The following is a 25,113-nucleotide window of genomic DNA, read 5'->3' as shown; positions in this document are numbered from 1 at the left end:
ATCCCCTAGGCGCCCAGGTAGGCGCGTTGCACGGCTTCATCGCTGGCCAACGCTTGCGACGCGCCTTCCAGCGCGATCTCGCCGTTTTCCAGGATGTAGGCATAGCTGGACACCGACAGCGCCAGCTTCACGTTCTGCTCGACCAGCAAGATGGTGATGCCTTGCTCGCGGTTCAGGCGCAGCACGATGTCGAAGATCTGCTCCACCACCAGCGGCGACAGCCCCATGGACGGTTCGTCCAGCAGGATCATGCGAGGCCGCGCCATCATGGCGCGGCCGGTGGCCAGCATCTGCTGCTCGCCGCCGGACAGCGTGGCGGCTTTCTGTTCGAAGCGCTCGCGCAGCCGCGGAAAGGTGTCGCAGACCCTGTCCAGGTCCTGCTTGACCTCGCTGCGGTCGCGGCGCAGATAGGCGCCCATTTCCAGGTTTTCGCGCACGCTCATGTCGCGGAAGATCTCGCGGCCTTCGGGCACCTGCACGATGCCGCGGCCGACGATGGCGTCGGCGGACTGGCGGTGTATCGGCTCGCCGTCAAAACGTACGCTGCCGGCGGTGGGCGACACCAGCCGCGAAATCACGTTCAGCGTGGTGGACTTGCCCGCGCCGTTGGCGCCCAGCAGCGCGACGATGGCGCCTTGCGGCACCTTCAACGACACGTCCTGCAGGGCGCGGATATTGCCATAGGCGGCGCTGACCGACTCGACTTCAAGCAGATAATCAGCCACCGGCGGCTCCCTTGCCCAGATAGGCTTCAATGACGCGGGGATTGCTGCGCACCTGCGCGGGAGTGCCTTCAGCGATCTTCTCGCCGAACGACATGACCGTGATGCGATGCGAGATCGACATCACCAGCTGCATCACGTGCTCGACCAGCAGCACCGTGATGCCGTCTCGTTCGCACAGCTCGGTGAGGATGCGGTCCAGCGTTTCGATTTCACGGTTGCGCAAGCCCGCCGCCGGCTCGTCCAGGAGCAGCAGCTTGGGCGAGATGGCCAGCGCCCGCGCCAGTTCCAGCATCTTCTGGCGGCCGAAGTCCAGGCTGCACGCGGGCGTGTCCAGATGGTCGGCCAGGCCCACGCGTTCGAGCAGGTGCTCGACACGTTCGCGGGCCTCGGCGCGGGCGGGGCGCAGCAGGCGCGCGGCCGTCGAGGCGCCGTGCGCATAGGTGCCCAACAGCGCGTTTTCACGCACGGTCAGGGCGCTGAACAGCTCCAGGTTCTGGAACGTCCGGGCCACGCCCAACGCGGCCATTTCGTGCGGCTTCTTGGTGGTGACGTCCACGCCGTCGAACACGATGCGGCCCTGGGTGGGCCGGTAGTAGCGCGAGACGCAGTTGAATGTGGTGGACTTGCCTGCGCCGTTGGGGCCGATCAGCGCGTGAATGCGGCCGCGCTCGACCTGCATGGACAGGCCGTTAATGGCGGTCAGGCCGCCGAATTTCACCGTCAGGCCCTGGACGTCGAGATAAGGCTGGGCGCTCATGCCGCGCTCCTTTGGGTAGGCTTGGCGGCGGCGCCGGCAGCGGTGCGCGCGGGTAGCGGCGTAGCCGGCGGCGGCGCGCGGCGGCGGACGTCGCGGCTGGCGAACAGGCCCTTGGGCGCGAACATCATGAAGCCCATCAGGATCACGCCATAGATAATTTCCTGGAACGACAACGCTTGGCGCAGCAGTTCCGAGATCAGGCCGAAACCCAGCGCGCCGGCGATGGCGCCTCGCACCGAACCGATGCCGCCCACCACCACCATGGTCAGGATCAGGATGGTGGTCTGAAAACCCAGGCTTTCCGGATGGATGAACGAGGCGAAGGTGGTGTACATGCCGCCGGCAATGCCGGCGTACGCTGCCGACAAGGTGAAGGCGGTGCGCTTGATGGCGTTGACGTTGACCCCCATGGCCTGGGCCGCCACGTCGCTTTCACGCACGGCGCGGAAGGCCGAACCCAATTGCGAGCGCGACAGGGCAATGGTGGTCCACAGCAGCAACGCGGCGATCGCCACGACAAAGGGATAGGCCTTGATGTCGGACACCAGCTCGTAGCCAAACAGCGAAGCGGGCGAGATCCGGAAGCCGTTCGAGCCGTTGGTGACCGACTGCCAGTTCAGGAATACCCACTGCATCGCCTCGCCGAAGGCAAAGGTGGACAGCGCCAGGTAGATGTCGCGCATGCGCAGCGCCAGCGCGCCGATGAGGTAGCCCAGCGCGGCGGCCAGCAGGCCGCCGGCCACGATGGACACGAAGAAAGGCGGGTGCCACAGGTTGTTGATGAGGCCGGCGGTGTAGATGCCCACGCCGTAGAACGCGGCATGGGACAGTGCGAATTGCCCCGTTTCGCCGATGACCAGATGCAGGCCCAGCGCCAGGACCACGAACACCATCAGCAGGTTCACGACGTAGATGACATAGCCGCTGGCCACGAACGGCAGGGCCACGAGCGCCACGGCCATCAGGGCCAGCAACGCGGGATCGAGCTTGGATTTCATACTTTCTTCACCTGCAGTTTGCCGCCCAGGAGACCTTGCGGACGCAGCAGCAGCACCACCATGATGGCGACAAAGGGCGCCACGACGATGGCGTTGGTCGAAATGAACAGGCCCACCAGGTTCTCGGCCACGCCGATCACGAAACCGCCGATCACGGCGCCGGGCAGGCTGGTGATGCCGCCGACGATGGCGGCCGCGTAGGCCAGGATGGCGATGTGGCCGATGTCGGGCGTGATCAGGATCTTGGGCGTGATGAGAAGGGCCGCCACGGCCGAGATCAGGCCCGACAGCGCCCAGACCATCATGCGGATGCGCGTCAGGTTCACGCCTGCCAGGCGCGCGGCCTTGGGGTTCATGCCGACGGCGCGCATGGCCTTGCCCACGCGGGTATAGGTGAACATGACGTACAGCAGCAGCATCACGCCCACCGCCACCGCGAAGATCACCAGGTCCAGCTGGGTCAGCACCGCGTCGCCGATGATGATGGCGTCGGTGGGGGCTAGCGGCGGCAGCGAACGCGGCGTGTCGCCCAGCCCGGTCTGGCGCACCAGGCCCTTGAGCGCGTACGCCAGGCCCAGCGTGGCGATCACCATCTGCACGCCCACGCCCTTGGAGGCGATGACGCGTTCCATCACCACCCGCTGGAACAGGCCCGACACCACGGCCACCACCGCCAGCGTCACGGGAATGACGATCAGATAGGGCCAGCCCATGACCAGGGTCAGGAACAGGGCGATGTAGCCGCCGACCATGAAGATTTCGCCTTGCGCGAAATTGGGCACGTCGGTGGTCTTGAAGATGATGACGACGGCGACGGCCAGCAGCGCGTACACGCTGCCCGTCACCAATCCTGACAGCACCCCTTGCTGCAGGAACAACCAAAAATCGGCAAAGCTCATGATGGTCTCCGGCGGTCCGCGCGGCGCTGCGCCGCGGCGCGGACCTGGCCTGTGGCCGTGATGACGGCAGGTTTACGGCTGGTACTGCCAGACGCTCTTGAAGGCGCCAGGCACCAGCGACATGTTGGTGCCGTCGAACTTGATGTAGATGGCCGACTCCTGCGCGGCGCGGTCGTTGGGCCCGAATTCGATCGGGCCGGCCATGACGCCGGAGTCGAACTTCATCGTTTCCAGCGCCGCCAGCACCTTTTCACGGGTGGGCTGGGGGCCGGCGGCCTTGAGCGCGTTGACCACCGCCATGGCGGGCGGCAGGCCATAGGGCATGTAGGTCTGCGGATGGCCGGGCTTGGCGGCCAGGTCGGGGTAGGCCTGCTTGTACATGTCGTAGACCCAGGTCAGCTTGGGACCGCCGGGCATGTCGGCCAGCACTTCCTGGATGTAGACGTTCTTGAAGGCGTCCTTGTTGCCGACGTTCTCGACCAGCTGCTTGAGGTCGGCGGTGCCGTTCACGGCCAGCACGATGGGCTTGTTCCAGCCCAGTTCCTGCGCCTTCTTGATGATGAGCGCGGCGGGGCGGGCATAGGTGGTCAAGAGCAGCACGTCCGGATTGGCGGCGCGGATCTTGAGCATCGGCGCGGTGACATCGGTGATGTTGGGATTGACCGACTGCACCTGCAGGCTCAGTCCGTCCAGGTGCTTGGCCTGGGCCTGCGCGGCTTCCAGGTTCCAGCCGCCGTAGGCGTCGTCATGGTTGATGTAGCCGATCTTCCTGGCCTTCAGGTGTTCGGCCGCGAACTGCACCATCGATCCGCCCACGGCGTGCTGCGAGATCGAGAAGGCGCCGTAGATGTACTTGGACGGCGGATACAGCGCGCCGTCGCCGGAGGCGTTCAGCATGACCAGCGGCATTTTTTCGCGTTCGACGTATTCGCGGGCGGCCACCACCGCGGCCGAGCACGAGCCGCCGTTCAGCAGGAAGACCTTGTCCTGCTCGGTCAGCTTCTTCACCGCCGCGACCAGGTCGTTGGCGTTGCAGCGGTCGTCCTCGATCACCAGTTCGATCTGGCGGCCGTTGATGCCGCCTTCCTTGTTGACCTTGGCGTACCACATCTTGGCGGCGTTCAGCACGTCAAAGCCATAGGCCATGCCGCTGCCCGACAGGGGCGCGAACAGGCCGATCTTGATGGTCTTGTCGGTGATGCCGGGTTCCTGCTGGGCCTGGGCCGAGGCGCCCAGCGCCAGGGCGCATAGCGCGGCGGCCGCGTAGCGGCGAGGATGAATCATGGTTTGTCTCCCGTTTTATGAGTGCGCGCCTTTATGAATGGCGCGTTGCTGCGTGGCGGCCAGGCCGCCGGATTGGGTTCACTGCATGCGGTAGCCGCCGTTCACGTCGATGACGCTCCCGGTGATGTAGCCGGCCTCTTCCGAGGCCAGGAAGCGCACGGCCGCGGCCACGTCGTCGACGGTGCCGATGCGGCCCAGCGGAATGGCTTGCGCCGCGGCGGCCAGGGCGCCGCTGCTGGTGACGGTGCTGCGTAGCATGTCGGTATCGATCAGGCCGGGCGCGATGCCGTTGACGGTGACGCCCAGATGCGCGGATTCGCGCGCCATGGCCTTGGTCAGGCCGAGCACGGCGGATTTGGCGGCGATGTACGAGGCGCTGGAGCGGTAGCCGCCCAATTGCGCGGCGACCGAGGTGAAGGTGACGATGCGGCCATGCGTGAGCGGAGCGGCTTCGCGCCGGCGCAGGTAGGCGCGGCCGCACAGGAACACGCCGCGCGCATTGACGGCGAAGCTGCGTTCCCAGATGTCGAGCGTGGTGTCCTTGATGAGCGGGCGTTCGCCGTTGTCCTGGAACAGCAGCAGGCCGGCGGCGCTGACGAGCACGGCGATAGGGCCATGGGCCTGTTCGATCTGGTCGAAGGCGGTTTCCACGGCGTTTTCGTCGCTGACGTCGAAGGCGTGGGCGGCGTGCGGCGCGCCCAGCTCATCGGCCACGCGGCGGGCGCGCTGGGCGTCCACGTCGGACACGATGACCCGGTAGCCGGCGCGCGCCAGTTCCTGGCAGATGGTGGCGCCGATACCTCCGCCGCCGCCGGTGACGAGCGCAAGACGCGGGGCCGGGCCCGCGGCCGGCGTGGATACATTGGACATGCTGTCTCCTGTTGAGCAGGTTCGCCTCGCCTTGGGGAGTGCGCCTGCCTGTCTGAATTTTTTGCGATTATGTATACATGAAGGTTGCCCAGGTATAGGGGGTTTCCCTAGATAAGCTGTTCGCTAGAGGTCGATCATAGGGGAGATCCCTAGCGGGCAGGGTGCTGGCCCTGTCGTATGTATTCTTCATGTATACAATGCGGGCATGGATACGCTCTCTCAACACGTTACCGATACGCTGCGGGACTGGGTGCTGCATGGCAAGTTCAGCCCCGGCGCCCGCCTGGAGGAAATCCCGCTGGCCGAGAAGCTGGGGGTGTCGCGCACGCCGGTGCGGGCGGCCCTGGCGACGCTGGGCAATGAGGGGTTGCTGGAACACTTGCCCAAGCGCGGCTATACGGTGCGGGCCTATGACATCGCCGAGATCGTGGCGGCTTACGAGGTACGCGCGGCGCTGGAGGGGCTGGCCTGTCGGCAGGCGGCGTTACGCGGGCTGTCGAACGATGCGGTGGCGGTGCTCAAGAATTGCCTGGATGAAGGAGATCGGATCCTGGGCAAGGGGGTGCTGCTGGCTGAGGACCATCTGCCTTATCAGCAGGTCAACATTACCTTGCATAACGGGATTCTGGAGGCGGCGGGGAACCCCTGGGTGAAGCGGTTTGCGACGCAGGCGCAGGCGATTCCCTATGCCTCGGATCGGATCATCCTGTGGGAGGATCACGGGATCATCCTGCGGTCGCACGATGATCATCATCGGATCGTTAGCGCCATCATCGCGGGAGATGGGGCTCGGGCTGAGGATCTTATGCGGGAGCATGTTTATTATGCCGGGATCATTCTTAAGAATAATTATGAGAGGTTGGCGCAGGCCTATCGGGTGTAGGGGCGTCTTGGCTTTTTTTTGCGGCGGTTGTGGGTTCTTGAGCCGCGCGTGACGGGGCAGGCGGGTGAGGGCGGGGCTACGATTGCGGTCCGGAGCCTTCGCTCCGGACTGCCCCTTCGTCATCGTCGTTGTCGCCTTCGGCGCCTGCCTTCCGATTCCCTCGGGCGCATCTACACGCCCCGCCCTCACCCGCCTGCCCCGTCGCGCGCTCCTGATGTGCCTTACTGGCGGCCTCTGGGGCGAGCGGTGTGCTTGGCGTTTTGGCCAAGGTCGGTTTGGGTTTGGAGGAGTTTGCGGGGCCCGCCTCGTGCCGGCCGCGCGGGCGGCCTTGCTCGGCTTACGCGGTGTCTTGCGTCATGGGATGACGCTGCGCGCTTGCGGGGGTTGCGCATTGCGTCGCGGGCGGCTCGGTGAATTTGCGGGCTGCTTGGGCGACGTGCGTTGATGGCTTGTGGCGGTGGGCGCGCACGCTTGGGGCGTGCGCGCCAGCATTCGCTTGCGGTGGCGGGCGGCTGGGCCGCCGTGTTGCTGCGGTGGCGCTGGTGTTACGCGGGCAGGCCGGTTTCCAGGCAGGGGTGGAAATCGCCGGTGGCGGGGTCGCGCAGGAAGAGAATGCCGGTGGCGACGCCGAAGTAGGTGCCGTGCAGTTCGAGTTCGCCCTTTTCCACGCGGCGGCGGATGGAGGGGAAGGTCATCAGGTTGTTCAGGCTGTGGCCGATGACGGCGAGTTCCAGGCGCTTGAGGTTGGCGGCGCGGTCGTCGGTGCCGGGGCCGATGGCGTCGGCGACGGGGGCGATCTGGGACATCCATTTGCCGATGAAGTCGCCCTTGGTGAGGGGCTTGGCGTCATCGAAGAAGGCGCGGATGCCGCCGCAGGAGGCGTGGCCGAGGACGACGATGTGTTTGACGTTTAGGCCGTTGACCGCGAATTCGATGGCGGCGCTGGTGCCGTGGTACGAGGATTCGGAGTCCGGGTCACAGGGCGGGACGAGGTTGGCGACGTTGCGCACGACGAACATCTCGCCGGGGCCGGCGTCGAAGATGGCTTCGGGCGAAACGCGCGAGTCGCAGCAGCCGATGATCAGGATTTCCGGGCTTTGCCCAGTTTCGGCCAGTTTTTCGTAGCGGCTGCGTTCGGAATGGAAACGGCCTTCGAGAAACGATTGATAGCCTTCGGTGAGTCTTTTGGGAAACATGATCTTCACTTCCTTGGTAACGATGCCAGGCGTGCTGGCGCGCCGCAGACGCAACAAGGGGCTTCGTGTGGAAGCCCCTTCTATCGAGTCGGCATGACGAATTTTCCCATACTTGAACCCACACTTGCCTGACTAAACCCCATTGCCGCCAGGGTTTTTAATTGCTTGCAGGAATAGCCCCCCTCTCGGCCGCCCGAAGGCCGGGGCGCCCCCTTTGGGGGCGGCAAGCGCGCAGCTGGTGGCCCTCATCACCTTGCACGGATGTCCAGGGCGGTGACCTTGGTGAATTGCAGGGGGGTGATGGCGCGGATCATTTTGATCTGGCCGGGGGCCAGGGGGCCGATGTCGTCGTCGCGGACGCGGCCGACTTCGCGGCCTTGGTCGTCGTACAGGACGAAGGTGAGCATGACGTTGCTGACGGCGCGGGTGGATTGGTTGGCGAGCGAACCGGTGATGGTGGAGATGTTCTCGTTGGTGTCGCGGATGGCCTGGATGTTGCCCAGGGTGACGCCGTAGGACAGGCTCTGGGCGCTGGCGGCGCCGGACAGGCCGGCAAGCAGGGCGGCGAAGGCTAGGGCGGTTTTCATGGCGGTCTCCTGTGAGGCCGGCGCGGCGGGGCCGGGCTGCCTGGGCAGCGGTCTTTTACGGGTGTTGCCGCGGATATGCGCCTATCTCACACCTTTCGGCAGCCCGGCACAACGGGCCGAAAGGATGAATGGGTAACAGGTTGCGCGGGATCGCCGCAGATTCATCTGCGGATGCCACAAGTGCATCGGAATGTCTCCAAATTGGGGATTGTTGGCCGCATTTTCGGGGACTTTTCGATGAAATCGGCGCCGCTTTCCTGGCCTGTCATGTTGCGTTTTTCGGACGGATCCGGGCGGGTTCGGGGGCGTGATCCCAGTGCCTTTCCGCAAGCTGAATGATGGCGGCGGCGTTAGCATTTGTTGTCCTTTGGGCGCTTGCGGAGCGGTCCGGTTTGTCCGATGATGACCGGGCCGGCACCTTGGCCGGCGGAACGTGCGGCCCGGCTGTGCGCGTGCATGGCGTAGGCGGGCGCTCAAGGGAGGAACTCATGCTTTCCCGTACTAGCCAGTTGGCTTCGGCCATTGTGTTGTCCGCCAGCTTCCTGGGCGCCGCCTATGCGCAGACGCCCGCTGCCACCCCGCCCGCTCCCGCCGCGACGCCAGCGCCCGCCAAGACGCCCACGGCGCAGCAGCAGCGCATGGCCGATTGCAACAAGTCGGCGGAAGGCAAGAAGGGCGATGACCGCAAGACGTACATGAGCTCGTGCCTGAAGGGCGAAGCGCCCGCGCCGGCCAAGCAGCTGACGCCGCAGCAGCAGAAGATGAAGGACTGCAACGCCAAGGCCGGCGAACAGAAGCTGACCGGCGACAAGCGCAAGACTTTCATGAGCACTTGCCTGAAGGGCTGAACGCCGCTTCATGCAAAAAGCGCCGGCCGTTGAACGGACCGGCGCTTTTTCTTTGTTCCGTCAGACCGTGGCGATCGGCGTGACCGGCGAGCCGATGGCGTGCGGCAGGCGCAGCGGCGGCGCGGTCAGCATGAAGCGATGGCGGCCGTTGGCGTGCAGCCAGTCGGCCAGGTCTTTCAGGTACCACAGCTCGGCCAGGGGCAGGCCCAGTTTGAACAGGCAGTGGTGATGCAGCGGCAGCATGGCGCGCGGGCCGGTCTTTTCGCGGGCAGGATAGGCCTCGACCGCATAGTTGTCGGCGCAGATGGCGGCGATGCCGCTGTCGGTGATCCACTGCAGCAGCGCGGCGTCGGTGCCATCGAGCGCGGCGCCGTAGGTGTGCAGCACCTGGGCGTCGGGCGTGCCGTTCATGGCCACAACCGCTTCGGCGTAGCCGGTGCGTAGCACCAGCATGTCGCCGGGTTCGACCTCGATGTGGTCCGTGGCCAGCACGTGCATCAGTTCGGCGTGGCCGATCAGGGTGCGGCCCGGGCCGTAGTGGCGGAACAGGTCCACCAGCACGCCGCGGCCCTGCATGCCTTTCTGCGCCAGGTTTTCGACGCCCAGCTTCAGCGCGGCCGAGGGGCCGCCGCTGTTGCAGCCGCAGCCGGTGTGGTCGCCGTCGGCCGGACCCAGCACGTCCAGGCCGGCCTGGAAGCCGTTGTAGTAGCGTAGCTCGGGCTTGCCGTCGCCGTCCGCGTCGAACAGGGCGCCCACATGCGCCAGCGCGTCCCACTGGGTCGAGTACTGCATGGACAGCAGCACCTGGTCGTCGCTGAGCACGTCCACCGCATCCGGGTTGACGTTGCGCAGGGGAAAGTTCAGGTACGGCGTGTCCTGCAGCGTCGTCGGGCTCAAGCGCGGCGGATGGCGGCGCGGGTTCAGCACGTTGCCGCCGGGCAGGTCCAGGGGCAGGGACAGGCAGAAGGTCTTGCCGGCGCGGATTTCACGCGCGCCTTTCAAGACTTGCTCTTCGGTGATGAGGTTCAGGCGGCCGAGTTGGTCGTCGGGTCCGAAGTCGCCCCAATTGGAGCCCTCGGGCCGGTGGGTCCAGCGCTGCATGCGGTTTACTCCGTCAGGAAGTCGACGACCGCGCGGGTGAAGGCTTCCGGTTGCTCCCAGTTCGAGATGTGGGAGGTATTCAATTCCAGGTATTGCGCGCCGGCGATGGCGCCGGCCAGTTCGCGGCCCTGGGCGGGCGTGGCGGCCAGGTCGTGGGTGCTGCTGATGACCAGGGTGGGCGTGGTGATGGCGGCCACCTGTTCACGGAAGTCGGCGTCGCGCAGCGCGGCGCAGTTGCCCGAATAGCCGGCGTCGGGCGTGCGCCGCAGCATGTCGATCAACACTTGCGTCAGGCCCGGCTCGGCGCCGCGGTAGTCGTCGGTCAGCCAGCGCTGGACCAGCGTGGGCGCCATTTTTTCCAGCGTCTGTTCGGCCACGGCAGCGATGCGGGTGCTCCAGCCTTCGGCCGAGCCGATGCGCGCGGCGGTATTGCACAGGATCAGCTTGTTGATCAGTTCGGGGCGGTTCAGCGCCAGCCACAGGCCGGTGGGGCCGCCCATCGACAGGCCGCAGAAGTGTGCTTGCTTGATGTTCAGGTGCGCCAGCAGTTCGGCGACGTCGTTGCCCAGCTGCGCGAAGGTGTATTCGCCGTCGGGCACCGAGGATTTGCCATGGCCGCGAGTGTCGTAGCGCAGCACGCGGAAGTGCCGGGTCAGCTCGGGAATCTGGCGCGCCCACATGTCGGCGCAGGTGCCGAGCGAGTTGGATAGCACCAGCACCGGGGCGTCGGCAGGACCATCGATGACGTAGAACAGCCGTGCCTGGCTGAGATCGGCGTAAGACATGGGGAAATCCTCGGGGTGTAGCTGCGGCCGCCCGGAGGCGGCCGCGTCGCGATTACAGATGGCAGGTGCCGTCGACGTAGGCTTTGCGCCAGCGGGTGATGGTCACGCGGTCGAACAGCTGGGCGTGGGCGAACGGGTCGGCGTCGATGAACTGCTGCGCGGCCTCGCGCGTGTCCAGGTCGACGATGTACAGGCCGCCGCCCGCATCCGTGCCGTCGTCCTGCAGCTTGGCGCCGCAGGCCAGCAGCAGGTGCTTGTTGGCGTCCAGGTATTGCAGGTGCGCGGCGCGGTGCTGCTGGCGCACGGCCTGGTGGCCGGGCTTGTCGAAGGTTTCGATGATGTAGGGCATGGCCTGCTCCGATCAGATCGCGGAAGGGTGGCGCGCCAGCGCCGTGACGTTGATGTCCATGTACGGGAACAGCGGCAGCGACGACAGCAGCGTGTGCAGTTCGTCATTGCTTTCGACGTCGAAGATGCTGACGTTGGCGTAGCGGCCGACCACGCGCCACAGGCTCTTCCATTTGCCGTCGCGTTGCAGTTGCTGGGCCAGGGCCTTTTCGTCGGCCTTGAGTTTGTCGGCGCGCTCGGCGGGCATGTCGACGGGCAGGTTGACTTGCATTTGAACCATGAACAGCATTGCTTATCTCCAGTTATTGTGAAAACTTCAGCGGCAGGCCGGTCAGGCGCAGCAGCTCGTCGGCAGTGATGTCGCCGAACATGTCGATGACGGTCACGCCGTCGGCGCGGATGTCGAACACGGCCACGTCGGTGTACACGCGCGACACGCAGCGTACGCCGGTCAGCGGATAGGTGCAGGCCTCGACCAGTTTGCTCTGGCCTTCGCGGGTCGTCAGTTCCATCATGACGAACACGTCCTTGGCGCCGATGGCCAGGTCCATCGCGCCGCCCACGGCGGGGATGGCGTCGGGCGCGCCGGTGTGCCAGTTGGCCAGGTCGCCGTGCTGCGACACCTGGAAGGCGCCCAGCACGCAGATGTCCAGGTGGCCGCCGCGCATCATGGCGAACGAATCGGCGTGATGGAAGAACGAGCAGCCGGGCAGTTCGGTGACGGGCTGCTTGCCGGCGTTGATCAGGTCGTAGTCTTCTTCGCCCTTGGCCGGGGCCGGGCCCATGCCCAGCATGCCGTTCTCGGTGTGCAGGATGACTTCGCGGTCGGCCGGCAGATGATTGGCCACCAGGGTGGGCAGGCCGATGCCGAGGTTGACGTAGGCGCCTTCAGGGATGTCCTGGGCGACGCGGGCGGCGATCTGGTCGCGGGTCAGTTTGGTGCTCATTGCTGCTCCTTGGCGGCCGGGGTGGCGTCGATCTGCACGACGCGCTGCACGAAGATGCCGGGGGTGACGACGGTTTCCGGGTCCAGCGTGCCCAGTTCGACGACTTCACGCACTTGGGCCACGGCCACGCGCGCGGCGCTGGCCATGATGGGGCCGAAGTTGCGGGCCGTCTTGCGGTACACCAGGTTGCCCCAGCGGTCGCCGCGCTCGGCCTTGATGAGCGCATAGTCGGCATGCAGCGGATATTCCAGCACGTACTGGCGGCCGTTGATTTCGCGGGTTTCCTTGCCGTCGGCCAGCGGGGTGCCGTAGCCGGTGGGCGAGAAGAACGCGCCGATGCCGGCGCCGGCGGCGCGGATGCGCTCGGCCAGGTTGCCTTGGGGCACCAGTTCAAGCTCGATCTTGCCGCTGCGGTACAGGCCGTCGAAGATCTGCGAGTCCACTTGGCGCGGGAACGAGCAGATGATCTTGCGCACGCGGTTGGCGCCCAGGAGGGCGGCCAGGCCGGTGGTGCCGTTGCCGGCGTTGTTGTTGATGATGACCAGGTCCTTCGCGCCTTGTTCGAGCAGGGCGTCGATCAGTTCCATGGGCTGGCCGGCGGTGCCGAAGCCGCCGATCATGACGGTGGCGCCGTCGGGGACGTCGGCGAGGGCGGCCGCCGCGCTTGCAACAAGCTTAGAAATCATGGTGTTCGCTCATAGGGTGGCGTGTCATAATTTGTTCTTAATTAGAACTTTCGTTCTTCTGAAGAACATCGTTTCATGGGGAGTGTCGACCGTCAAGGCAAGCTGGCGCGGCGCAATCTCCCCGGTTCAGGGTTGCCGGCAACGGCAACGCTTCTTTTTGCGGTAGACGGATGGCCGAGCAAGAAACCCAGCAACCCAGCGACAGCTACGTTCAATCCTTTGCGCGGGGGCTGTCCGTGATCCGGGCATTCGGCCCGCAGCGTTCGCAGATGACCTTGTCCGAGGTCGCCGCGGTGACCGGGTTGACCCGTGCGGGCGCGCGCCGCATCCTGCTGACGCTCGAGCACCTGGGCTACGTCACGGTCGAAGACCGCAAGTTCGCGCTGACGCCGCGCATCCTGGAGCTGGGCTACGCCTACCTGTCGGGCACGCCGCTGTGGAACCTGGCGCTGCCCTACATGGAAGAAGTGGCCGAACTGACGCGCGAGTCGTGTTCCGTGTCGGTGCTGGAAGGCGCGGACATCGTCTACATCCTGCGGCTGTCGACGCACAAGGTCATGACCATCAACCTGGCGGTGGGCAGCCGGCTGCCGGCGTGGGTCACGTCGATGGGCCGGGTGCTGCTGGCCGGGCTGCCCGAAGCCGAGCTGGACCGGGTGCTGGCCAGCAGCCAGATCCAGGCCTATACCCCGCACACCGTGACCGGCATCGCCGAACTCAAGCGCCTGCTGGCCGGCGTGCGCGCCGACGGCTACGCCTGCGTGGCACAGGAACTGGAACCCGGCCTGCAATCGGTGGCCGTGCCTATCGTGGACCGCAGCGGCCGCGTGATCGCGGCGATGAACGTCAGCGGCCACGCCAATCGCTTTTCGCGCGAGGAAATGCTGGCCGCCTTCCTGCCGCCGCTGCGCCGCGCCGCGGACCAGATCAACCACGCGCTGCTGCGCCGCTAGGCGGCGCGAACGCGGGGTGACGGGGCAGCGGACGCGCATGGCGGCGGGGCCTCAGATAGGCGCGACGCCCAGCGTCGTGCCGCCGCAGACATACAGCATCTGGCCGGTGACGAAGCCGTTGTCGGGCGACAGGAAGAACATCGCGGCGCGCGCCACGTCTTCGGGCGTGCCCAGGCGCTTGACCACGATGCTGTTGATGATGCGTTCGGTCTGGGGCGCGCCGGCCGGGTTGCTCTGGGTGAACAGGTCGGTGGCGATGGGGCCGGGGCCGATGGCGTTGACGGTAATGCCGTCGCCGCCCAGTTCCATGGCCAGCGTGCGCGTCAATCCGACCAGGCCGGCCTTGGTGGCCGAATAGACCACGCGGTCCGGCTTGCCCAGCGCGGCGCGCGAGGACATGTTGACGATGCGGCCGAAGCCGGCTTCGCGCATGGCGGGCAGCGCGGCCTGCACCAGGATCAGCGCGGTGCGCAGATGCAGGTTCACCACATAGTCCAGGTCAGCCAGCGTGGCCGTGTCGGCGGTGCCCGGGCGCGTCGCGCCGGCGTTGTTCACCAGCCCGACGATGTTGTAGGCCGCGGTCACTTCGGCGGCGACCGCCTTGGTGCGCGCTTCGTCGGTCAGGTCGGCCTGGTACGACACCAGCCCGGCCGGCGGATGCTCGGGCAGCTTGTAGTCGATATTGACCACCTGATGTCCCGCGTCCAGCAGCATGCGGATGATAGCGGCGCCGATCCCGGCGCTGCCGCCGGTCACGAGATATGCGGTAGGTTTGCTCATATCGGTTTCCCGTTACAGTCTTTGGTGCGCGGCGCCCTGCGGGGCGCCGCGTCTATCAATGGGTCAGATAGCCCCAGGCCAGCACGGCGGTGATGTGGATCACACCCACCCACAGCATCATGATGACCGTATAGCCCATCACGTCGCGCAGCTTCAGCTTGGACAGCGCCAGGGCCGGCAGGATCCAGAAGGGCTGCACCAGGTCGTTCCAGGCATTGCCCAGCATCACGGCCATGGTGGTCTGGTTCAGCGCGCTGCCGATTTCGCGGGCGGCGTCGATCATGAACGGACCCTGGATGACCCAGTGGCCGCCGGCGGACGGCGCGAAGAAGTTGATGACGAACGAGCTGATCAGGCCCCAGAACGGCAGCGTGGCCGGCGTGGCGACGTCGACGAAGACCTTGGAGATGGTGGTGACCAGGCCCGAAGCGGCCATGATGGCCATGATGCCGGCGTAGAACGGGTATTGCAGGATGATGCCCGAGATCGTCTTGATGCCTTCGGTCAGCTTGGCCACGTAGGCGGCCGGCGTGCCCAGCAGGATGATGCCCAGGAACAGGATGATGAAATTGATCAGGTTCAGGTCGAGCGAACCGCCGTCGACGAAGTGGAACGCCACATAGGCCACGCCCAGCGCGCCGATCAGCAGGCTGAGGATGCGGCTGTTGTTGAGCTTGGAGGCGATGGTGCCTTTTTCCAGCATGTCTTCGGCCGCGTTGGACGCATTGGCGTCGCGGTCGATGGCCGGGTCGACTTCAACGATCTTCTCGCCCTTCTTGGGATGCAGCCACGCGTTGAGCAGCGGCAGCGTCACGATAATGACCAGGCTGGTGAGCAGCATGGGCACGGAGAAGATGGTTTCCGTCAGCGGGATGATGCCCATTTGCTTGGCGGTGGGGTGGCCGGGGGTGGCGACCAGCACCGGGATGCTGGCGGACAGGCCCAGGCCGTACATGGTGAAGCCGCTGTAGGCCGAGGCGATGATCAGCGGGTAGTGCACGCCCTTGACCTTGAGCGCCAGCTTCTTGGCGACGATGCCGCCGATGACCAGGCCAAAGCCCCAGTTCAGGTAGCTGCCGACGCCGCCGACCAGGGTGGCGACGATGATGGCGGTGTGCGGCTTGTGCACGTGGCTGACGATGCGGTCGAGCAGGCGGTCGGTCAGCGGCGCGGTGGCCAGCACGTAGCCCATGGCCAGGATCACGGCCATCTGGGTGGTGAACGCCAGCAGGCTCCAGAAGCCCTTGCCCCAGGCGCGGGTGATGTCGCCGATGCCCTGGCCTTCGATGCCCATGGCCAGCAGCACGGTGAGCAAGGTCAGCGCGATCGCGAAAACGAAAGGATCGGGCAGATACTTGCGCATCAGCTCAGTAAAAAAAGATGCCAATTTATTCATGAAGCCTCCAACGAACTCCGGTAAGGCGTATTGCTCTGGTGTCTTGCGCCGCTGCGCGCCAGGTGGTGGCGCGCGGCGGGTGGGACGATCGGTTTCTTTGTGTGGGTGGGCTCGTGGCCCGATGGCGCGTCTGGCGGGTTGCCGCGCGCCTTATGTAATGGGTGTTCGGTAATGCGTTGTGGCGCTTGTCAGGAGCCGTCCGCCTTCTTGCCCAGCCAAGCCGCCAGTTCGCCCAGGGCGGCGCTTTTCTCGCGCAGCACCTGTTCGCGGCGTTCCGGGCTCCAGGTGTAGAAACCTTGGCCGCTCTTGGCGCCGAGCTGGCCTTGTTCGACTTTGCGCTTGAGCAGGTCGGACGGTTCAGTGCGGTTTTCCAGGTCCTGGTAGAGATAGCTGGCGATGGCGTAGTGGACGTCGATGCCGTTCATGTCGCGCTGTTCGAGCGGGCCGGACAGGGCCAGGCGGATGCCCAGGCTCCATTTGACGACCTCGTCGATGTCTTCGGCGCTGGCCACGCCTTTTTCCAGCAGCGAGATGGCTTCGCGGGCCAGGGCGTGCTGGATGCGGTTGGCGATGAAGCCGGGGATGTCCTGGCGCACTAGCACGGGCCGCTTGCCGCCGAAGCGCAAGGTGGCCATGACGCGGGCGACGGTGTCTTCGGAGGTGTCGTCATTGCGCACGACTTCGACCAGCGGAATGACATCGGCGGGTGTGAAGAAGTGGGTGCCGACGAAGCGGTCGCGGCGGGCGACGGCGCTGGCGATGGCGTTGATCGACAGGCCGGAGGTGTTGGTGGCGAAGATGGCCTGGGGCGGGCACAAGGCGTCGAGCTTGGCGAACAGGCCGCGCTTGAGCTCCAGGTTTTCGGGTACGGCTTCGATGATCAGGTCGCTGGCGGCGGCCGCTTGCAGGTCGGCTTGCATGCGGATGCGCTGCAGGGTCTCTTGGACCTGGCCGGGGGCGTAGACGTTGAGTTGGCGCTCGATGGTCTGGCGGGCGCGTTCCAGGGCGCCTTGCATCGGGTCGATCAGGACGATGTGCAGTCCCTTCGAGGCGAAGAGGGCGGCGATGCCGCTGCCCATGGCGCCGGCGCCGATGACGGCGAGATGCTTGAGGGGAGTATCCATGAGGGTTCGCTTGGGCCTTACCGGGCTGGCGCTGCGGGGGCACGGGCGGGAACCAGGGACTTGCTGCTGTCTCTTCCGTCGGTGTCTTCCTGTGCGCTTGGGCCGGGAAAATCTGTTTGTTCTATATGCGAACTTTTGTGCGTATATAGAATTTCTGAAGGAGATAGTACTAAAAGTTGTTGGGGGTGGACAAATTGGGGATTTTTGGTGTTCGGCTGGTGGACGGTTGACTCGGCGGTCCCCCGTCCTCATCGTCGCCCAGGCCGTCGGCTTTCCCTTCCGATTCCGTCGGGGCGCACCTACACGCCCCGCGCGCCCCCCGCCCCCCAGGCTCGAAGCGCCTCGCGGTCAGGCGTTGCCGCGCTGTCCTTTCTAGCCCGAATTGCGCAGCCCCGCCGCGATGCCGTTGATGGTCAGGTGGATCGCGCGTTGCACGCGTTCGTCGGCGTCGGGGTTGGGGTGTTTCAGCGCGGCGCGGTGGCGGCGGATCAGGTCGATCTGCAGGTAGTTCAGGGGGTCGATGTAGGCGAAGCGCTCGCGCAGCGAGTCTTGCAGGGTGGGGTTGTCGGCCAGAAGCTCGCGGCGGGTCAGCAGCTTGAGCATGGCCAGGGTGCGGGCGTGTTCGGCGCTGATTTGGCCGAAGATCTTTTCGCGCAGGCCGCGCTGGGGCACCAGTTGCGCGTAGCGGGCAGCGATGGCGAGGTCGGATTTGGCCAGCACCATTTCCATGTTGGACAGCAGCGTGCGGAAGGCGGGCCAGTCCTGGGCCATTTCGCGCAGCTGGGCGAGGCGGCCGCGTTGCGAGCGGGGCGCGCCGGGGGCGCCGGTTTCCAGGTAGGCCTCGATGGCGGAACCCATGCCGTACCAGCCGGTGAGCATCAGGCGGCATTGGGCCCAGGAGAAGCCCCAGGGGATGGCGCGCAGGTCTTCGATGCGCTGGCCTTTCTTGCGCGATGCGGGGCGCGAGCCGATGTTCAGGCCGGCGATTTCGGCGATAGGGGTGGCGGCGAAGAAGTATTCGGCGAAGCGCGGGGTGTCGTAGACCAGGCCGCGGTAGCTGCGCTGGGCGGTTTCCGACATGAAGCTCATGGCAGGGCCGTGGTGGGCCATGTGGGCGTCTTCGGCGCTGGTGGCTTCGGCGCGCGGGGCCAGGCTGGATTCCAGGGTGGCGGCGACCAGCAGTTCGAGGTGCCAGCGGCCGACTTCGGCGTCCTTGTATTTGCTCTGGATGACTTCACCCTGCTCGGTCAGGCGGATCTGGCCGGCGACGGTGCCGGGCGGCTGGGCCAGGATGGCGTCGAAGCTGGAACCGCCCCCGCGGCCCACGGAACCGCCGCGGCCGTGGAACAGGCGCAGGCGCACGTGACGGGCCGAGAAGACGTCGACCAGGGCGCGTTCGGCCTGGTAGAGCGACCAGTTGGACGTCAGGAAGCCGCCGTCCTTGTTGCTGTCGGAATAGCCCAGCATGACTTCCTGGGCGCCATTCTGGGCCTGTTTCACGCGCTGGCGAATTTCGGGCAGGTCGAGCCAGGCGGCCATGATGTCGGCGCCGCGCTCCAGGTCGGGAATGGTCTCGAACAGCGGCACGACCATCAGGCCGTCTTCGGGCGGGATGTCCTGGCCGGCGGGCGCGATCAGGCCGGCCTCTTTTTGCAGCACCATCACTTCCAGCAGGTCGCTGAGGGTCTCGGTGTGCGACACGATGGTCTGGCGCACGGCCTGCTTGCCGTAGCGCTGGCGGCCGGCCGCGGCGGCGCGCAGCACGGCCAGTTCGCGGGTGGTGTCTTCGCTGTAGGCGATCCAGGGCGAGGCCAGCGGCCGGGCCTGGGCCAGTTCGGCGCGCAGCAGGGCGACGCGGGCGGCTTCGTCCAGGGCCAGGTAGTCCAGCGGCCGGCCGTCGTGGGTGCTGCCCGCGCGGGTGAACAGTTCGGCCAGCGCGCGCTCGTGCACGTCGGAGCTTTGGCGCAGGTCCACGGTGGCCAGGTGAAAGCCGAAGACCTCAACGGCCTGTTGCAGTCCGGCCAGGCGCAGCTTGGCGATGGGCGCGCCGTGGTGGGCGGCCAGCGACGCGGCGATGATGGCCAGGTCGGCGGACAGTTCCGCGGGCGCCTCGTAAGGCGCGGCGGCGACGGTGCTGCGGCGGGCCAGATTCTGGCCGGTCAGGCGCAGGGCGGTGGCGGCCATGCGGGCATAGACGCCGACCAGCGCGCGGCGGTAAGGCTCGTCGCTGCGGTGGGGCGAATCGTCGCCGCTGCGGTCGGCCAAGGCTTGCAGCGCGGGGTCGGCGGCGATGAGCAGGGTGGTGATGGACAGCTCGGCGCCCAGCGCATGGACTTCCTGCAGGTAGTGCTCGAACAGCACGGTGGCCTGGCGCAGCAGCGCGCGTTCCAGCGTGCCGGCGTCGACATTGGGGTTGCCATCGCGGTCGCCGCCGATCCAGCTGCCCATGCGCAGGAAGGGCTCCAGCGGCGTGGGCGGCGCGCTGAAGGGCTTGGCGCCGTCGCGGCTCAGCAGCTTGGACAGGTCGGCGTACACCCGCGGAATGACCGGCAGGAAAGTGCTGCGGTAGTACGACAGCGCGTTTTCGATTTCGTCGGCCACCGTCAGGCGGGTGTAGCGCAGCATGCGGGTCTGCCACAGGGTGGCGACGCGGCCGAGCAGCGCGGCGTCCAGCTCGGCCAGTTCCTCGGGGGTCAGCGGGGTGTCGCGCTGGGCCAGCGCCGTGGCGATCTCGCGGTGCACGTCCAGCGTGCTCTTGCGCTGCACTTCGGTGGGATGGGCGGTCAGCACGGGCATGACGCAGGCATCGGCCAGCAGGCGGCGCACGCGCGCGGCCGAAACGCCTTGGCGGCCCAGCGTCTGCACGGCGTCGCGCAGGCTGCCGCGCGCGGGGGCGTCGCTGGCCAGCGCGTGGGCGCGCTGGCGGCGGTTCTGGTCGCGGTCTTCGGCGATATTGGACAGGTGCAGGAAATAGCTGAAGGCGCGCGCGACCGAGTTGGGGTCGCTGCCTTCCAGGCGTTTGACGCGCTGTTCCAGCAGCTTGCCATCGGCGGCGTTGCCCTCGCGGCGGAATTTGACGGCGGTGCGGCGCAGCGTTTCGATGGTGTCGAACACGCGTTTGCCTTCACATTCGGCGATGACTTCGCCCAGTAACCGGCCTAACAGCCGGATGTCGTGACGCAAGGGTTCTGCTGAATCGGACTGCGGGCGGCTGGCATTCATCGGGCGGGAGATCCGTCGGGCTGCTGGGAATGGGAAGGGTGAGGTCGTGCGCGCTACTGGGTGAACCGTGATGAAAAACGGATCGATTTTACGCAGGCTTCCTTACGGGAAAGGAGGGCGGCTGCGGTAAAGTCTGGGCTATCCCTTCGTCTTTCCAGAAACCCCCTTTCATGCAAAATCACCAACGTCGCGCGCTCGTGCTGTTCTCGGGCGGCCAGGATTCCACCACCTGCCTGGCCTGGGCGCTGGACCGCTATGCCCATGTGGAAACCGTGGCCTTCGATTACGGCCAACGTCACCGCATCGAGCTGGATGCCCGCCTGAACGTGCTGCGCGACATCCGCGCGCGCTTTCCCGAGTGGGCGCAGCGCCTGGGCGAAGACCATCTGCTGGACCTGAAGGTGCTGGGCCAGGTGGGCGACACCGCCATGACCAGCGACCGCGCCATCGAGATGCAGGCCAACGGCTTGCCCAATACGTTCGTGCCGGGCCGCAATCTGCTGTTCCTGACGCTGGCCGCCGCGCTGGGCTACCGCCGCCAATTGGATGTGCTGGTGGGCGGCATGTGCGAAACCGATTTTTCGGGCTACCCCGATTGCCGCGACGACACCATCAAGGCGCAGCAGGTCGCGCTGGGCCTGGGCTTGGGCAGCCGGGTCACGATCGAGACGCCGCTGATGTGGATCGACAAATCCGAAACCTGGGCGCTGGCGCATGCCCTGGGCGGCGATGCGCTGGTCGAGACCATCGTCGAGGAAAGCCATACCTGCTATCTGGGCGAACGCGGCGCGCGCCATGCCTGGGGCTACGGCTGCGGTACGTGCCCGGCCTGCAAACTGCGGCTGGCAGGGTGGGAGAAGTGGACGGCGCCCAAGGCGGGCTGAGCGGCCCCAGGCGAGGGAGGGCGGGACTGCCGGGTTTTTTGCTTTGGCCGTCACGGCCCAGGTTTTCAGCCCGGGCCTTTGTGCACGCGCGCGATGAAGCGCCACCGCAGCGCCAGCGCCGCGGCCAATATGGCCGTGGCCAGCCCGGCGGACAGGCCCATCGCGGCGCGCGCGCCGTGCCGTTCCACCACGTAGGCGTAGGCTACCGGCGCCGCGGCGGTGAGCAGGAAGCTGGGGATCAGCAGGGCGCCGACCAGCGCGCCGTAGCTGCGAAAGTCGAACAACGCCAGCGGCAGGGTGCCGCGGGTGATCGTCATCAGGCCGTTGCAGGCGCCATACAGCAGCGCATAGGCCGCCAGGGCAGCCAGGCTGCCGCCAGAAAACAGCGCCAGCGCAAAGCACAGCGGCAAGAGGGCTGCCACCGCCAGGGTCAGCGTCAGCGGATGCAGGCGCGACCCCAGCGCCACGTCGGCCAGCCGCGAGGCGAATTGCCCCACGCCCCATAGCGCCGCGATATTGACAGCCAACGCGGCGGTCAGGCCCAGCCCGGACAGCAGCGGAATCAGATGGGCGGCATTGCCGGCCGCCAGGAAGTTGGTCAGCATGGCGATCGCAGCGTAGAGCAGGCCGGCCAGACGGTGGTCGGCCTTGCTGCGGGCCAGGCCCGTGCTGGTCTGGCCCGCGTCCTTGGCCGGCGCGGCGTAGCGGGCGCGCGGCAGCGCCAGGTATAGCGGTAACGTTGCCAGCGCCAGCGCGCCATAGGCCAGCACCGCGCCGCGCCAGCCCAGCCAGCCGGACAGCGCATGGCCCACGGGCCACATCACGGTGGACGCCAGTCCGCCGAACAGCGTGATCTGCGACATCGGCCGCCGCGCGGCGGGGCCGGCGGCGCGCGCCAGCGACGCGAACGCGGCGTCGTACAGGCACAGCCGCATGCCCACGCCCAGCAGCATCCAGGCGGCGAAGTAGGCCACGACGCCCTGCGTGGCGGCCAAGGCAGCGCAGCCGGCCGCGGCCAGTACGGCGCCGGCGGGCATGACGCGGTGGCCGCCCCATTGGTCGACCGCCCGGCCGGCCAGCGGCGACACCAGCGCCATGACCACGATGGCGGCCGAGAAGCCGCCGTACACGGTGGCCGCGCTCCAGCCCAGGTCCACGGCCATGTCCGGCCCCAGCGCGCCGATCAGGTAGAAGGTGACGCCCCATCCGACCAGCTGGGTCAGGCCCAGGCAGACGATGGCGCGGGGGGCGATCACGGGCGCTGCGGCGGCGTCGTGTCGCCCTCGCCCAGCGCGCGCTGCATCAGCACCGTGTCGCGCCATTCGCCATGCTTGTGGCCCACCGACCGCAAGGTGCCGACGGGATGAAAGCCCTGGCGCGCATGCACCGCGAGCGATGCGGCGTTGCGGCTGTCGCCCACCACCGCCAGCATCTGGCGCCAGCCGGCTGCGGTGCAGCGTTCGATCAGCGCGGCCAGCAGCTTGCCGCCGATGCCCAAGCCGGCGCGGCCGGCCTTGACGTAGACGGAGTCCTCGACCGTGTGGCGGTAGGCCGGCCGCGGACGGTAGGCGGTGACGTAGGCATAGCCCACCACCTCGCCGTTGATCTCGGCCACCAGGTAGGGCATCTCTTTTTCCAGGATGCCGGCGCGGCGCTGGCGCATTTCGGCGATGGACGGTGGTTCCAGTTCAAACGACGCGGTGCCGTGCTGCACGTGGTGCGCATAGATGGCCTTGATGGCGGGCAGGTCGGCTTCCGCGCTATCGCGGATGAGAACGGTGGTGGCAGGTTGCGACATGGGGTGGGGCGCGAAATGGGTAGCGGGCAGGAAGTGACAGACCAGGAAGGACGCCGTGCAGGCGAAAAACCAGCCGTCAGTGTGGCCCAATGCCACGCATAAATAAAGCTTTGGTTTATTATGATTTTCATAAGTAAAACTTTGGTATTGGGCCATGCGCGGATTGAATCTGGACGCCTTGCGCACCTTTGCGCAGGTGATCGAACTGGGCAGTTTTTCGGCCGCGGCGGAACGCGGCGGCATCACGCAGCCCGCGGTCAGCCTGCAGGTGCGCCAACTGGAACGCCGCTTCGGCCTGAAGCTGGTCGAACGCGTCGGCCGCCGCGCCGGGCCCACGGCCGCGGGCCTGGAACTGCTGACCCATATCCGCGCGATCGATGCGGCGCTGGTGCAGGCCGAACAGGCGATGACGGCGCATGCCTCGCAAGTGACGGGCCGCGTGCGCCTGGGCACGGGCGCCACCGCCTGCACCTATCTGCTGCCGCCGCTGCTGGCCGACCTGCGGCGGCGCTTTCCGGCGCTGGACGTGGTGGCCAGCACGGGCAATACCTCGGACATGCTGCGCGGGCTGGAGAACAACACGCTGGACATGGGGCTGGTGACGCTGCCCGCGCCCGGCCGCATGATCGAGGCCACGCCGGTGCTGGAAGACGAGTTCGTGGCGATCTTCCCGGCGCGCGGCCCTTTTGCCATTCCGGACACGGCCACGCCCCAGGCGCTGGCGGCGCTGCCGCTGGTGCTGTTCGAGCCGGGCGCGCGCACGCGCCGGCTGGTGGACGACTGGTTCGAGGCGGCCGGTATCGCGGCCAAGCCCATCATGGAACTGGGCAGCACCGAGGCCATGAAGGAAATCGTGGCCGCCGGCCTGGGTTGCGCGGTGCTGCCCAAGCTAGCCGTGTCCGGCGCGGGTCAGCGCAGCGCGTTGGCGCTGCGGCCGCTGACGCCGCGCCTGTCGCGCACGCTGGCCATCGTCGTGCGCCGCGACAAGCCGCTCAGCCGCGGCCTGCGTCACCTGCAGGAAGCGTTGCTGGCGTTGCGGGGGTGAACGCGTAAGGGTGGAACACATCCACCGGCAGCTGGTTGCAGGCCTGGACGCAATCGCGCACCGCGGCCATGTCCGAAAAGTCCAGGCCGCTCGCGATACCTTGCGTATCCAGGTTCATGGCCAGCGTCACCAGGTCGACGTTGCCGGTGCGCTCGCCGTTGCCGAACAGGCAGCCTTCCACGCGGTCGGCGCCCGCCATCACCGCCAGCTCGGCCGAGGCCACCGCCGTGCCGCGATCGTTGTGCGGATGCACGCTCAGCACGATGCTGTCGCGCCGCGCCAGATGGCGGTGCATCCATTCGATCTGGTCCGCGTACACGTTGGCCGTGCTGCACTCCACCGTGGACGGCAGGTTGATGATCATCTTGCGTTCGGGCGTGGGCCCCCAGATGGCGCTGACCGCATCGCAGACCTCCAGCGCGAAATCCAGCTCGGCCAGGCTGAAGGTCTCGGGTGAGTATTCATAGATCCACTCCGTTTCCGGATGCGCATCGGCCAGCGCGCGGATCTGGCGGGTGCCGGCCAGGGCGATCTCCTTGATCTCGGCGCGGCTCATGCCGAACACGATGCGGCGCCACTGCGGCGCTATCGGGTTGTACAGGTGCACGATGGCCCGGGGCGCGCCGAGCAGCGCTTCAAACGTACGCGCGATCAGGTCGGGGCGGGACTGGGTCAGCACCTCGATGGTGACGTCCGCGGGGATGCGGTTTTCCTCGATCAGCTTGCGCACGAAATTGAAGTCGGTGTCCGAGGCGGATGGAAAGGCCACCTCGATCTCCTTGAGTCCCACCGCCACCAGTTGTTCAAAGAAGCGCAGCTTGCGCGCCGCATCCATGGGTTCGATCAGCGCCTGGTTGCCGTCGCGCATGTCGGTGCTCATCCATATGGGCGGCGCGGTCAGGCGGCGGGTGGGCCAGGTGCGCTGGGCGTAGTCGCGCGAAAAGGGTTGGACGGGGCGGTACTTGTGTTGGGGTTGGTTCAGCATGAAACCTCCGGC

The 25,113-nt window shown here is 66.9% G+C and carries 26 protein-coding genes; 5 read left to right on the top strand and 21 right to left on the bottom strand.

What is annotated here, in order from left to right; genetic code table 11:
* Positions 1 to 5: 5 nt before the first annotated feature.
* The 6 genes from A9974_RS00935 to A9974_RS00910 form a co-directional block, all read right to left on the bottom strand.
* Positions 6 to 725, bottom strand: a complete 720-nt coding sequence (locus A9974_RS00935; protein WP_183002324.1) for an ABC transporter ATP-binding protein — start codon at positions 723 to 725, stop codon at positions 6 to 8.
* Entirely contained in the window at positions 718 to 1,482 is a 765-nt protein-coding gene (locus A9974_RS00930) for an ABC transporter ATP-binding protein (RefSeq protein WP_183002323.1), read from the bottom strand. Before A9974_RS00930 ends, A9974_RS00935 begins: the two co-directional genes overlap by 8 nt.
* Positions 1,479 to 2,480 (bottom strand): branched-chain amino acid ABC transporter permease, encoded by a 1,002-nt coding sequence (locus A9974_RS00925; protein ID WP_183002322.1) that lies wholly within the window; start codon positions 2,478 to 2,480, stop codon positions 1,479 to 1,481. The genes A9974_RS00930 and A9974_RS00925 overlap by 4 nt, the downstream gene beginning before the upstream one ends.
* On the bottom strand, positions 2,477 to 3,379 hold the full coding sequence (locus A9974_RS00920; RefSeq protein WP_183002321.1) for a branched-chain amino acid ABC transporter permease: 903 nt from the start codon (positions 3,377 to 3,379) through the stop codon (positions 2,477 to 2,479). Before A9974_RS00920 ends, A9974_RS00925 begins: the two co-directional genes overlap by 4 nt.
* A gap of 72 nt (positions 3,380 to 3,451) precedes the next feature.
* Positions 3,452 to 4,663 carry an ABC transporter substrate-binding protein gene (locus A9974_RS00915; protein WP_183002320.1) on the bottom strand — a complete coding sequence of 404 codons (1,212 nt, stop codon included), beginning with the start codon at positions 4,661 to 4,663 and terminating at the stop codon, positions 3,452 to 3,454.
* A 78-nt stretch (positions 4,664 to 4,741) separates the two neighbouring features.
* The gene (locus A9974_RS00910; protein WP_183002319.1) at positions 4,742 to 5,533 is read right to left on the bottom strand and encodes an SDR family NAD(P)-dependent oxidoreductase; all 792 of its coding nucleotides are present in this window, start codon (positions 5,531 to 5,533) and stop codon (positions 4,742 to 4,744) included.
* A 205-nt stretch (positions 5,534 to 5,738) separates the two neighbouring features.
* Between A9974_RS00910 and A9974_RS00905 the strand changes: the two genes are divergently transcribed.
* Positions 5,739 to 6,416, top strand: a complete 678-nt coding sequence (locus tag A9974_RS00905) for a GntR family transcriptional regulator (protein ID WP_183002318.1) — start codon at positions 5,739 to 5,741, stop codon at positions 6,414 to 6,416.
* Positions 6,417 to 6,961: 545 nt separating this feature from the next.
* On the opposite strand, the gene A9974_RS00900 is transcribed toward A9974_RS00905, so the two are convergent.
* A complete protein-coding gene (locus tag A9974_RS00900; RefSeq protein WP_183002317.1) occupies positions 6,962 to 7,612 on the bottom strand; it encodes a carbonic anhydrase in 651 nt (216 codons plus the stop codon).
* A gap of 248 nt (positions 7,613 to 7,860) precedes the next feature.
* Positions 7,861 to 8,199, bottom strand: a complete 339-nt coding sequence (locus tag A9974_RS00895) for an FxLYD domain-containing protein (protein ID WP_183002316.1) — start codon at positions 8,197 to 8,199, stop codon at positions 7,861 to 7,863.
* A gap of 488 nt (positions 8,200 to 8,687) precedes the next feature.
* Here A9974_RS00895 and A9974_RS00890 point away from each other — a divergent pair, with 488 nt between their 5' ends.
* Positions 8,688 to 9,047 (top strand): PsiF family protein, encoded by a 360-nt coding sequence (locus A9974_RS00890; RefSeq protein WP_183002315.1) that lies wholly within the window; start codon positions 8,688 to 8,690, stop codon positions 9,045 to 9,047.
* Positions 9,048 to 9,107: 60 nt separating this feature from the next.
* On the opposite strand, the gene A9974_RS00885 is transcribed toward A9974_RS00890, so the two are convergent.
* The 6 genes from A9974_RS00885 to A9974_RS00860 are packed head-to-tail and all read right to left on the bottom strand — an operon-like array spanning position 9,108 to position 12,914.
* Entirely contained in the window at positions 9,108 to 10,148 is a 1,041-nt protein-coding gene (locus A9974_RS00885; RefSeq protein WP_183002314.1) for a cyclase family protein, read from the bottom strand.
* A gap of 5 nt (positions 10,149 to 10,153) precedes the next feature.
* Complete coding sequence (gene pcaD / locus A9974_RS00880) at positions 10,154 to 10,933, bottom strand: 3-oxoadipate enol-lactonase (protein WP_183002313.1); 780 nt, start codon at positions 10,931 to 10,933, stop codon at positions 10,154 to 10,156.
* 52 nt (positions 10,934 to 10,985) lie between these two features.
* Positions 10,986 to 11,282 (bottom strand): YciI family protein, encoded by a 297-nt coding sequence (locus A9974_RS00875; protein WP_183002312.1) that lies wholly within the window; start codon positions 11,280 to 11,282, stop codon positions 10,986 to 10,988.
* Positions 11,283 to 11,294: 12 nt separating this feature from the next.
* Positions 11,295 to 11,570, bottom strand: a complete 276-nt coding sequence (catC, locus tag A9974_RS00870) for a muconolactone Delta-isomerase (protein WP_175191666.1) — start codon at positions 11,568 to 11,570, stop codon at positions 11,295 to 11,297.
* A 13-nt stretch (positions 11,571 to 11,583) separates the two neighbouring features.
* The gene (locus A9974_RS00865; RefSeq protein ID WP_183002311.1) at positions 11,584 to 12,228 is read right to left on the bottom strand and encodes a 3-oxoacid CoA-transferase subunit B; all 645 of its coding nucleotides are present in this window, start codon (positions 12,226 to 12,228) and stop codon (positions 11,584 to 11,586) included.
* Positions 12,225 to 12,914: a 3-oxoacid CoA-transferase subunit A gene (locus tag A9974_RS00860; protein WP_025138288.1), complete on the bottom strand. Its 690-nt coding sequence runs from the start codon at positions 12,912 to 12,914 to the stop codon at positions 12,225 to 12,227. The genes A9974_RS00865 and A9974_RS00860 overlap by 4 nt, the downstream gene beginning before the upstream one ends.
* Before the next feature lie 170 nt (positions 12,915 to 13,084).
* On the opposite strand from A9974_RS00860, the gene A9974_RS00855 reads away from it, so the two are divergent.
* Positions 13,085 to 13,867 (top strand): IclR family transcriptional regulator, encoded by a 783-nt coding sequence (locus A9974_RS00855; RefSeq protein ID WP_183002310.1) that lies wholly within the window; start codon positions 13,085 to 13,087, stop codon positions 13,865 to 13,867.
* A gap of 51 nt (positions 13,868 to 13,918) precedes the next feature.
* On the opposite strand, the gene A9974_RS00850 is transcribed toward A9974_RS00855, so the two are convergent.
* The 4 genes from A9974_RS00850 to ppc all read right to left on the bottom strand — a co-directional run bounded on the left by A9974_RS00850 (position 13,919) and on the right by ppc (position 20,389).
* Positions 13,919 to 14,647: an SDR family NAD(P)-dependent oxidoreductase gene (locus A9974_RS00850; RefSeq protein ID WP_183002309.1), complete on the bottom strand. Its 729-nt coding sequence runs from the start codon at positions 14,645 to 14,647 to the stop codon at positions 13,919 to 13,921.
* Between the two features lie 55 nt (positions 14,648 to 14,702).
* On the bottom strand, positions 14,703 to 16,043 hold the full coding sequence (locus tag A9974_RS00845; RefSeq protein WP_183002308.1) for a short-chain fatty acid transporter: 1,341 nt from the start codon (positions 16,041 to 16,043) through the stop codon (positions 14,703 to 14,705).
* 188 nt (positions 16,044 to 16,231) lie between these two features.
* Positions 16,232 to 17,167, bottom strand: a complete 936-nt coding sequence (locus A9974_RS00840) for a 3-hydroxyacyl-CoA dehydrogenase family protein (RefSeq protein ID WP_183002307.1) — start codon at positions 17,165 to 17,167, stop codon at positions 16,232 to 16,234.
* Positions 17,168 to 17,539: 372 nt separating this feature from the next.
* Positions 17,540 to 20,389, bottom strand: a complete 2,850-nt coding sequence (gene ppc / locus A9974_RS00835) for a phosphoenolpyruvate carboxylase (protein ID WP_183002306.1) — start codon at positions 20,387 to 20,389, stop codon at positions 17,540 to 17,542.
* A gap of 170 nt (positions 20,390 to 20,559) precedes the next feature.
* On the opposite strand from ppc, the gene queC reads away from it, so the two are divergent.
* Entirely contained in the window at positions 20,560 to 21,273 is a 714-nt protein-coding gene (queC, locus tag A9974_RS00830) for a 7-cyano-7-deazaguanine synthase QueC (RefSeq protein ID WP_183002305.1), read from the top strand.
* Between the two features lie 65 nt (positions 21,274 to 21,338).
* On the opposite strand, the gene A9974_RS00825 is transcribed toward queC, so the two are convergent.
* The gene (locus A9974_RS00825) at positions 21,339 to 22,529 is read right to left on the bottom strand and encodes an MFS transporter (RefSeq protein ID WP_183002304.1); all 1,191 of its coding nucleotides are present in this window, start codon (positions 22,527 to 22,529) and stop codon (positions 21,339 to 21,341) included.
* Positions 22,526 to 23,071: a GNAT family N-acetyltransferase gene (locus A9974_RS00820; protein WP_183002400.1), complete on the bottom strand. Its 546-nt coding sequence runs from the start codon at positions 23,069 to 23,071 to the stop codon at positions 22,526 to 22,528. Before A9974_RS00820 ends, A9974_RS00825 begins: the two co-directional genes overlap by 4 nt.
* Before the next feature lie 154 nt (positions 23,072 to 23,225).
* On the opposite strand from A9974_RS00820, the gene A9974_RS00815 reads away from it, so the two are divergent.
* Positions 23,226 to 24,116 carry a LysR family transcriptional regulator gene (locus A9974_RS00815; protein ID WP_183002303.1) on the top strand — a complete coding sequence of 297 codons (891 nt, stop codon included), beginning with the start codon at positions 23,226 to 23,228 and terminating at the stop codon, positions 24,114 to 24,116.
* On the opposite strand, the gene A9974_RS00810 is transcribed toward A9974_RS00815, so the two are convergent.
* Positions 24,064 to 25,101 carry a 2-isopropylmalate synthase gene (locus tag A9974_RS00810; RefSeq protein WP_183002302.1) on the bottom strand — a complete coding sequence of 346 codons (1,038 nt, stop codon included), beginning with the start codon at positions 25,099 to 25,101 and terminating at the stop codon, positions 24,064 to 24,066. The genes A9974_RS00815 and A9974_RS00810 overlap by 53 nt on opposite strands.
* Positions 25,102 to 25,113 lie beyond the last annotated feature (12 nt).

Source organism: Achromobacter sp. UMC71 (assembly GCF_014170305.1).
GTDB lineage: Bacteria > Pseudomonadota > Gammaproteobacteria > Burkholderiales > Burkholderiaceae_B > Achromobacter.
This window is presented reverse-complemented; position numbering and strand designations above follow the sequence as displayed.

Excerpts from the sequence above, each read along its gene's own strand:
- A9974_RS00930 (WP_183002323.1), bottom strand. The coding sequence starts at position 1,482 with ATGAGCGCCCAGCCTTATCTCGACGTCCAGGGCCTGACGGTGAAATTC.
- A9974_RS00905 (WP_183002318.1), top strand. The coding sequence starts at position 5,739 with ATGGATACGCTCTCTCAACACGTTACCGATACGCTGCGGGACTGGGTG.
- A9974_RS00895 (WP_183002316.1), bottom strand. The coding sequence starts at position 8,199 with ATGAAAACCGCCCTAGCCTTCGCCGCCCTGCTTGCCGGCCTGTCCGGC.
- A9974_RS00815 (WP_183002303.1), top strand. The coding sequence starts at position 23,226 with ATGCGCGGATTGAATCTGGACGCCTTGCGCACCTTTGCGCAGGTGATC.
- A9974_RS00890 (WP_183002315.1), top strand. The coding sequence starts at position 8,688 with ATGCTTTCCCGTACTAGCCAGTTGGCTTCGGCCATTGTGTTGTCCGCC.
- A9974_RS00865 (WP_183002311.1), bottom strand. The coding sequence starts at position 12,228 with ATGAGCACCAAACTGACCCGCGACCAGATCGCCGCCCGCGTCGCCCAG.
- A9974_RS00910 (WP_183002319.1), bottom strand. The coding sequence starts at position 5,533 with ATGTCCAATGTATCCACGCCGGCCGCGGGCCCGGCCCCGCGTCTTGCG.
- A9974_RS00850 (WP_183002309.1), bottom strand. The coding sequence starts at position 14,647 with ATGAGCAAACCTACCGCATATCTCGTGACCGGCGGCAGCGCCGGGATC.
- A9974_RS00920 (WP_183002321.1), bottom strand. The coding sequence starts at position 3,379 with ATGAGCTTTGCCGATTTTTGGTTGTTCCTGCAGCAAGGGGTGCTGTCA.
- A9974_RS00925 (WP_183002322.1), bottom strand. The coding sequence starts at position 2,480 with ATGAAATCCAAGCTCGATCCCGCGTTGCTGGCCCTGATGGCCGTGGCG.
- A9974_RS00885 (WP_183002314.1), bottom strand. The coding sequence starts at position 10,148 with ATGCAGCGCTGGACCCACCGGCCCGAGGGCTCCAATTGGGGCGACTTC.
- A9974_RS00840 (WP_183002307.1), bottom strand. The coding sequence starts at position 17,167 with ATGGATACTCCCCTCAAGCATCTCGCCGTCATCGGCGCCGGCGCCATG.
- A9974_RS00845 (WP_183002308.1), bottom strand. The coding sequence starts at position 16,043 with ATGAATAAATTGGCATCTTTTTTTACTGAGCTGATGCGCAAGTATCTG.
- A9974_RS00900 (WP_183002317.1), bottom strand. The coding sequence starts at position 7,612 with ATGTTTCCCAAAAGACTCACCGAAGGCTATCAATCGTTTCTCGAAGGC.
- A9974_RS00855 (WP_183002310.1), top strand. The coding sequence starts at position 13,085 with ATGGCCGAGCAAGAAACCCAGCAACCCAGCGACAGCTACGTTCAATCC.
- catC (WP_175191666.1), bottom strand. The coding sequence starts at position 11,570 with ATGCTGTTCATGGTTCAAATGCAAGTCAACCTGCCCGTCGACATGCCC.
- pcaD (WP_183002313.1), bottom strand. The coding sequence starts at position 10,933 with ATGTCTTACGCCGATCTCAGCCAGGCACGGCTGTTCTACGTCATCGAT.
- A9974_RS00915 (WP_183002320.1), bottom strand. The coding sequence starts at position 4,663 with ATGATTCATCCTCGCCGCTACGCGGCCGCCGCGCTATGCGCCCTGGCG.
- queC (WP_183002305.1), top strand. The coding sequence starts at position 20,560 with ATGCAAAATCACCAACGTCGCGCGCTCGTGCTGTTCTCGGGCGGCCAG.
- A9974_RS00875 (WP_183002312.1), bottom strand. The coding sequence starts at position 11,282 with ATGCCCTACATCATCGAAACCTTCGACAAGCCCGGCCACCAGGCCGTG.
- ppc (WP_183002306.1), bottom strand. The coding sequence starts at position 20,389 with ATGAATGCCAGCCGCCCGCAGTCCGATTCAGCAGAACCCTTGCGTCAC.
- A9974_RS00820 (WP_183002400.1), bottom strand. The coding sequence starts at position 23,071 with ATGTCGCAACCTGCCACCACCGTTCTCATCCGCGATAGCGCGGAAGCC.
- A9974_RS00860 (WP_025138288.1), bottom strand. The coding sequence starts at position 12,914 with ATGATTTCTAAGCTTGTTGCAAGCGCGGCGGCCGCCCTCGCCGACGTC.
- A9974_RS00810 (WP_183002302.1), bottom strand. The coding sequence starts at position 25,101 with ATGCTGAACCAACCCCAACACAAGTACCGCCCCGTCCAACCCTTTTCG.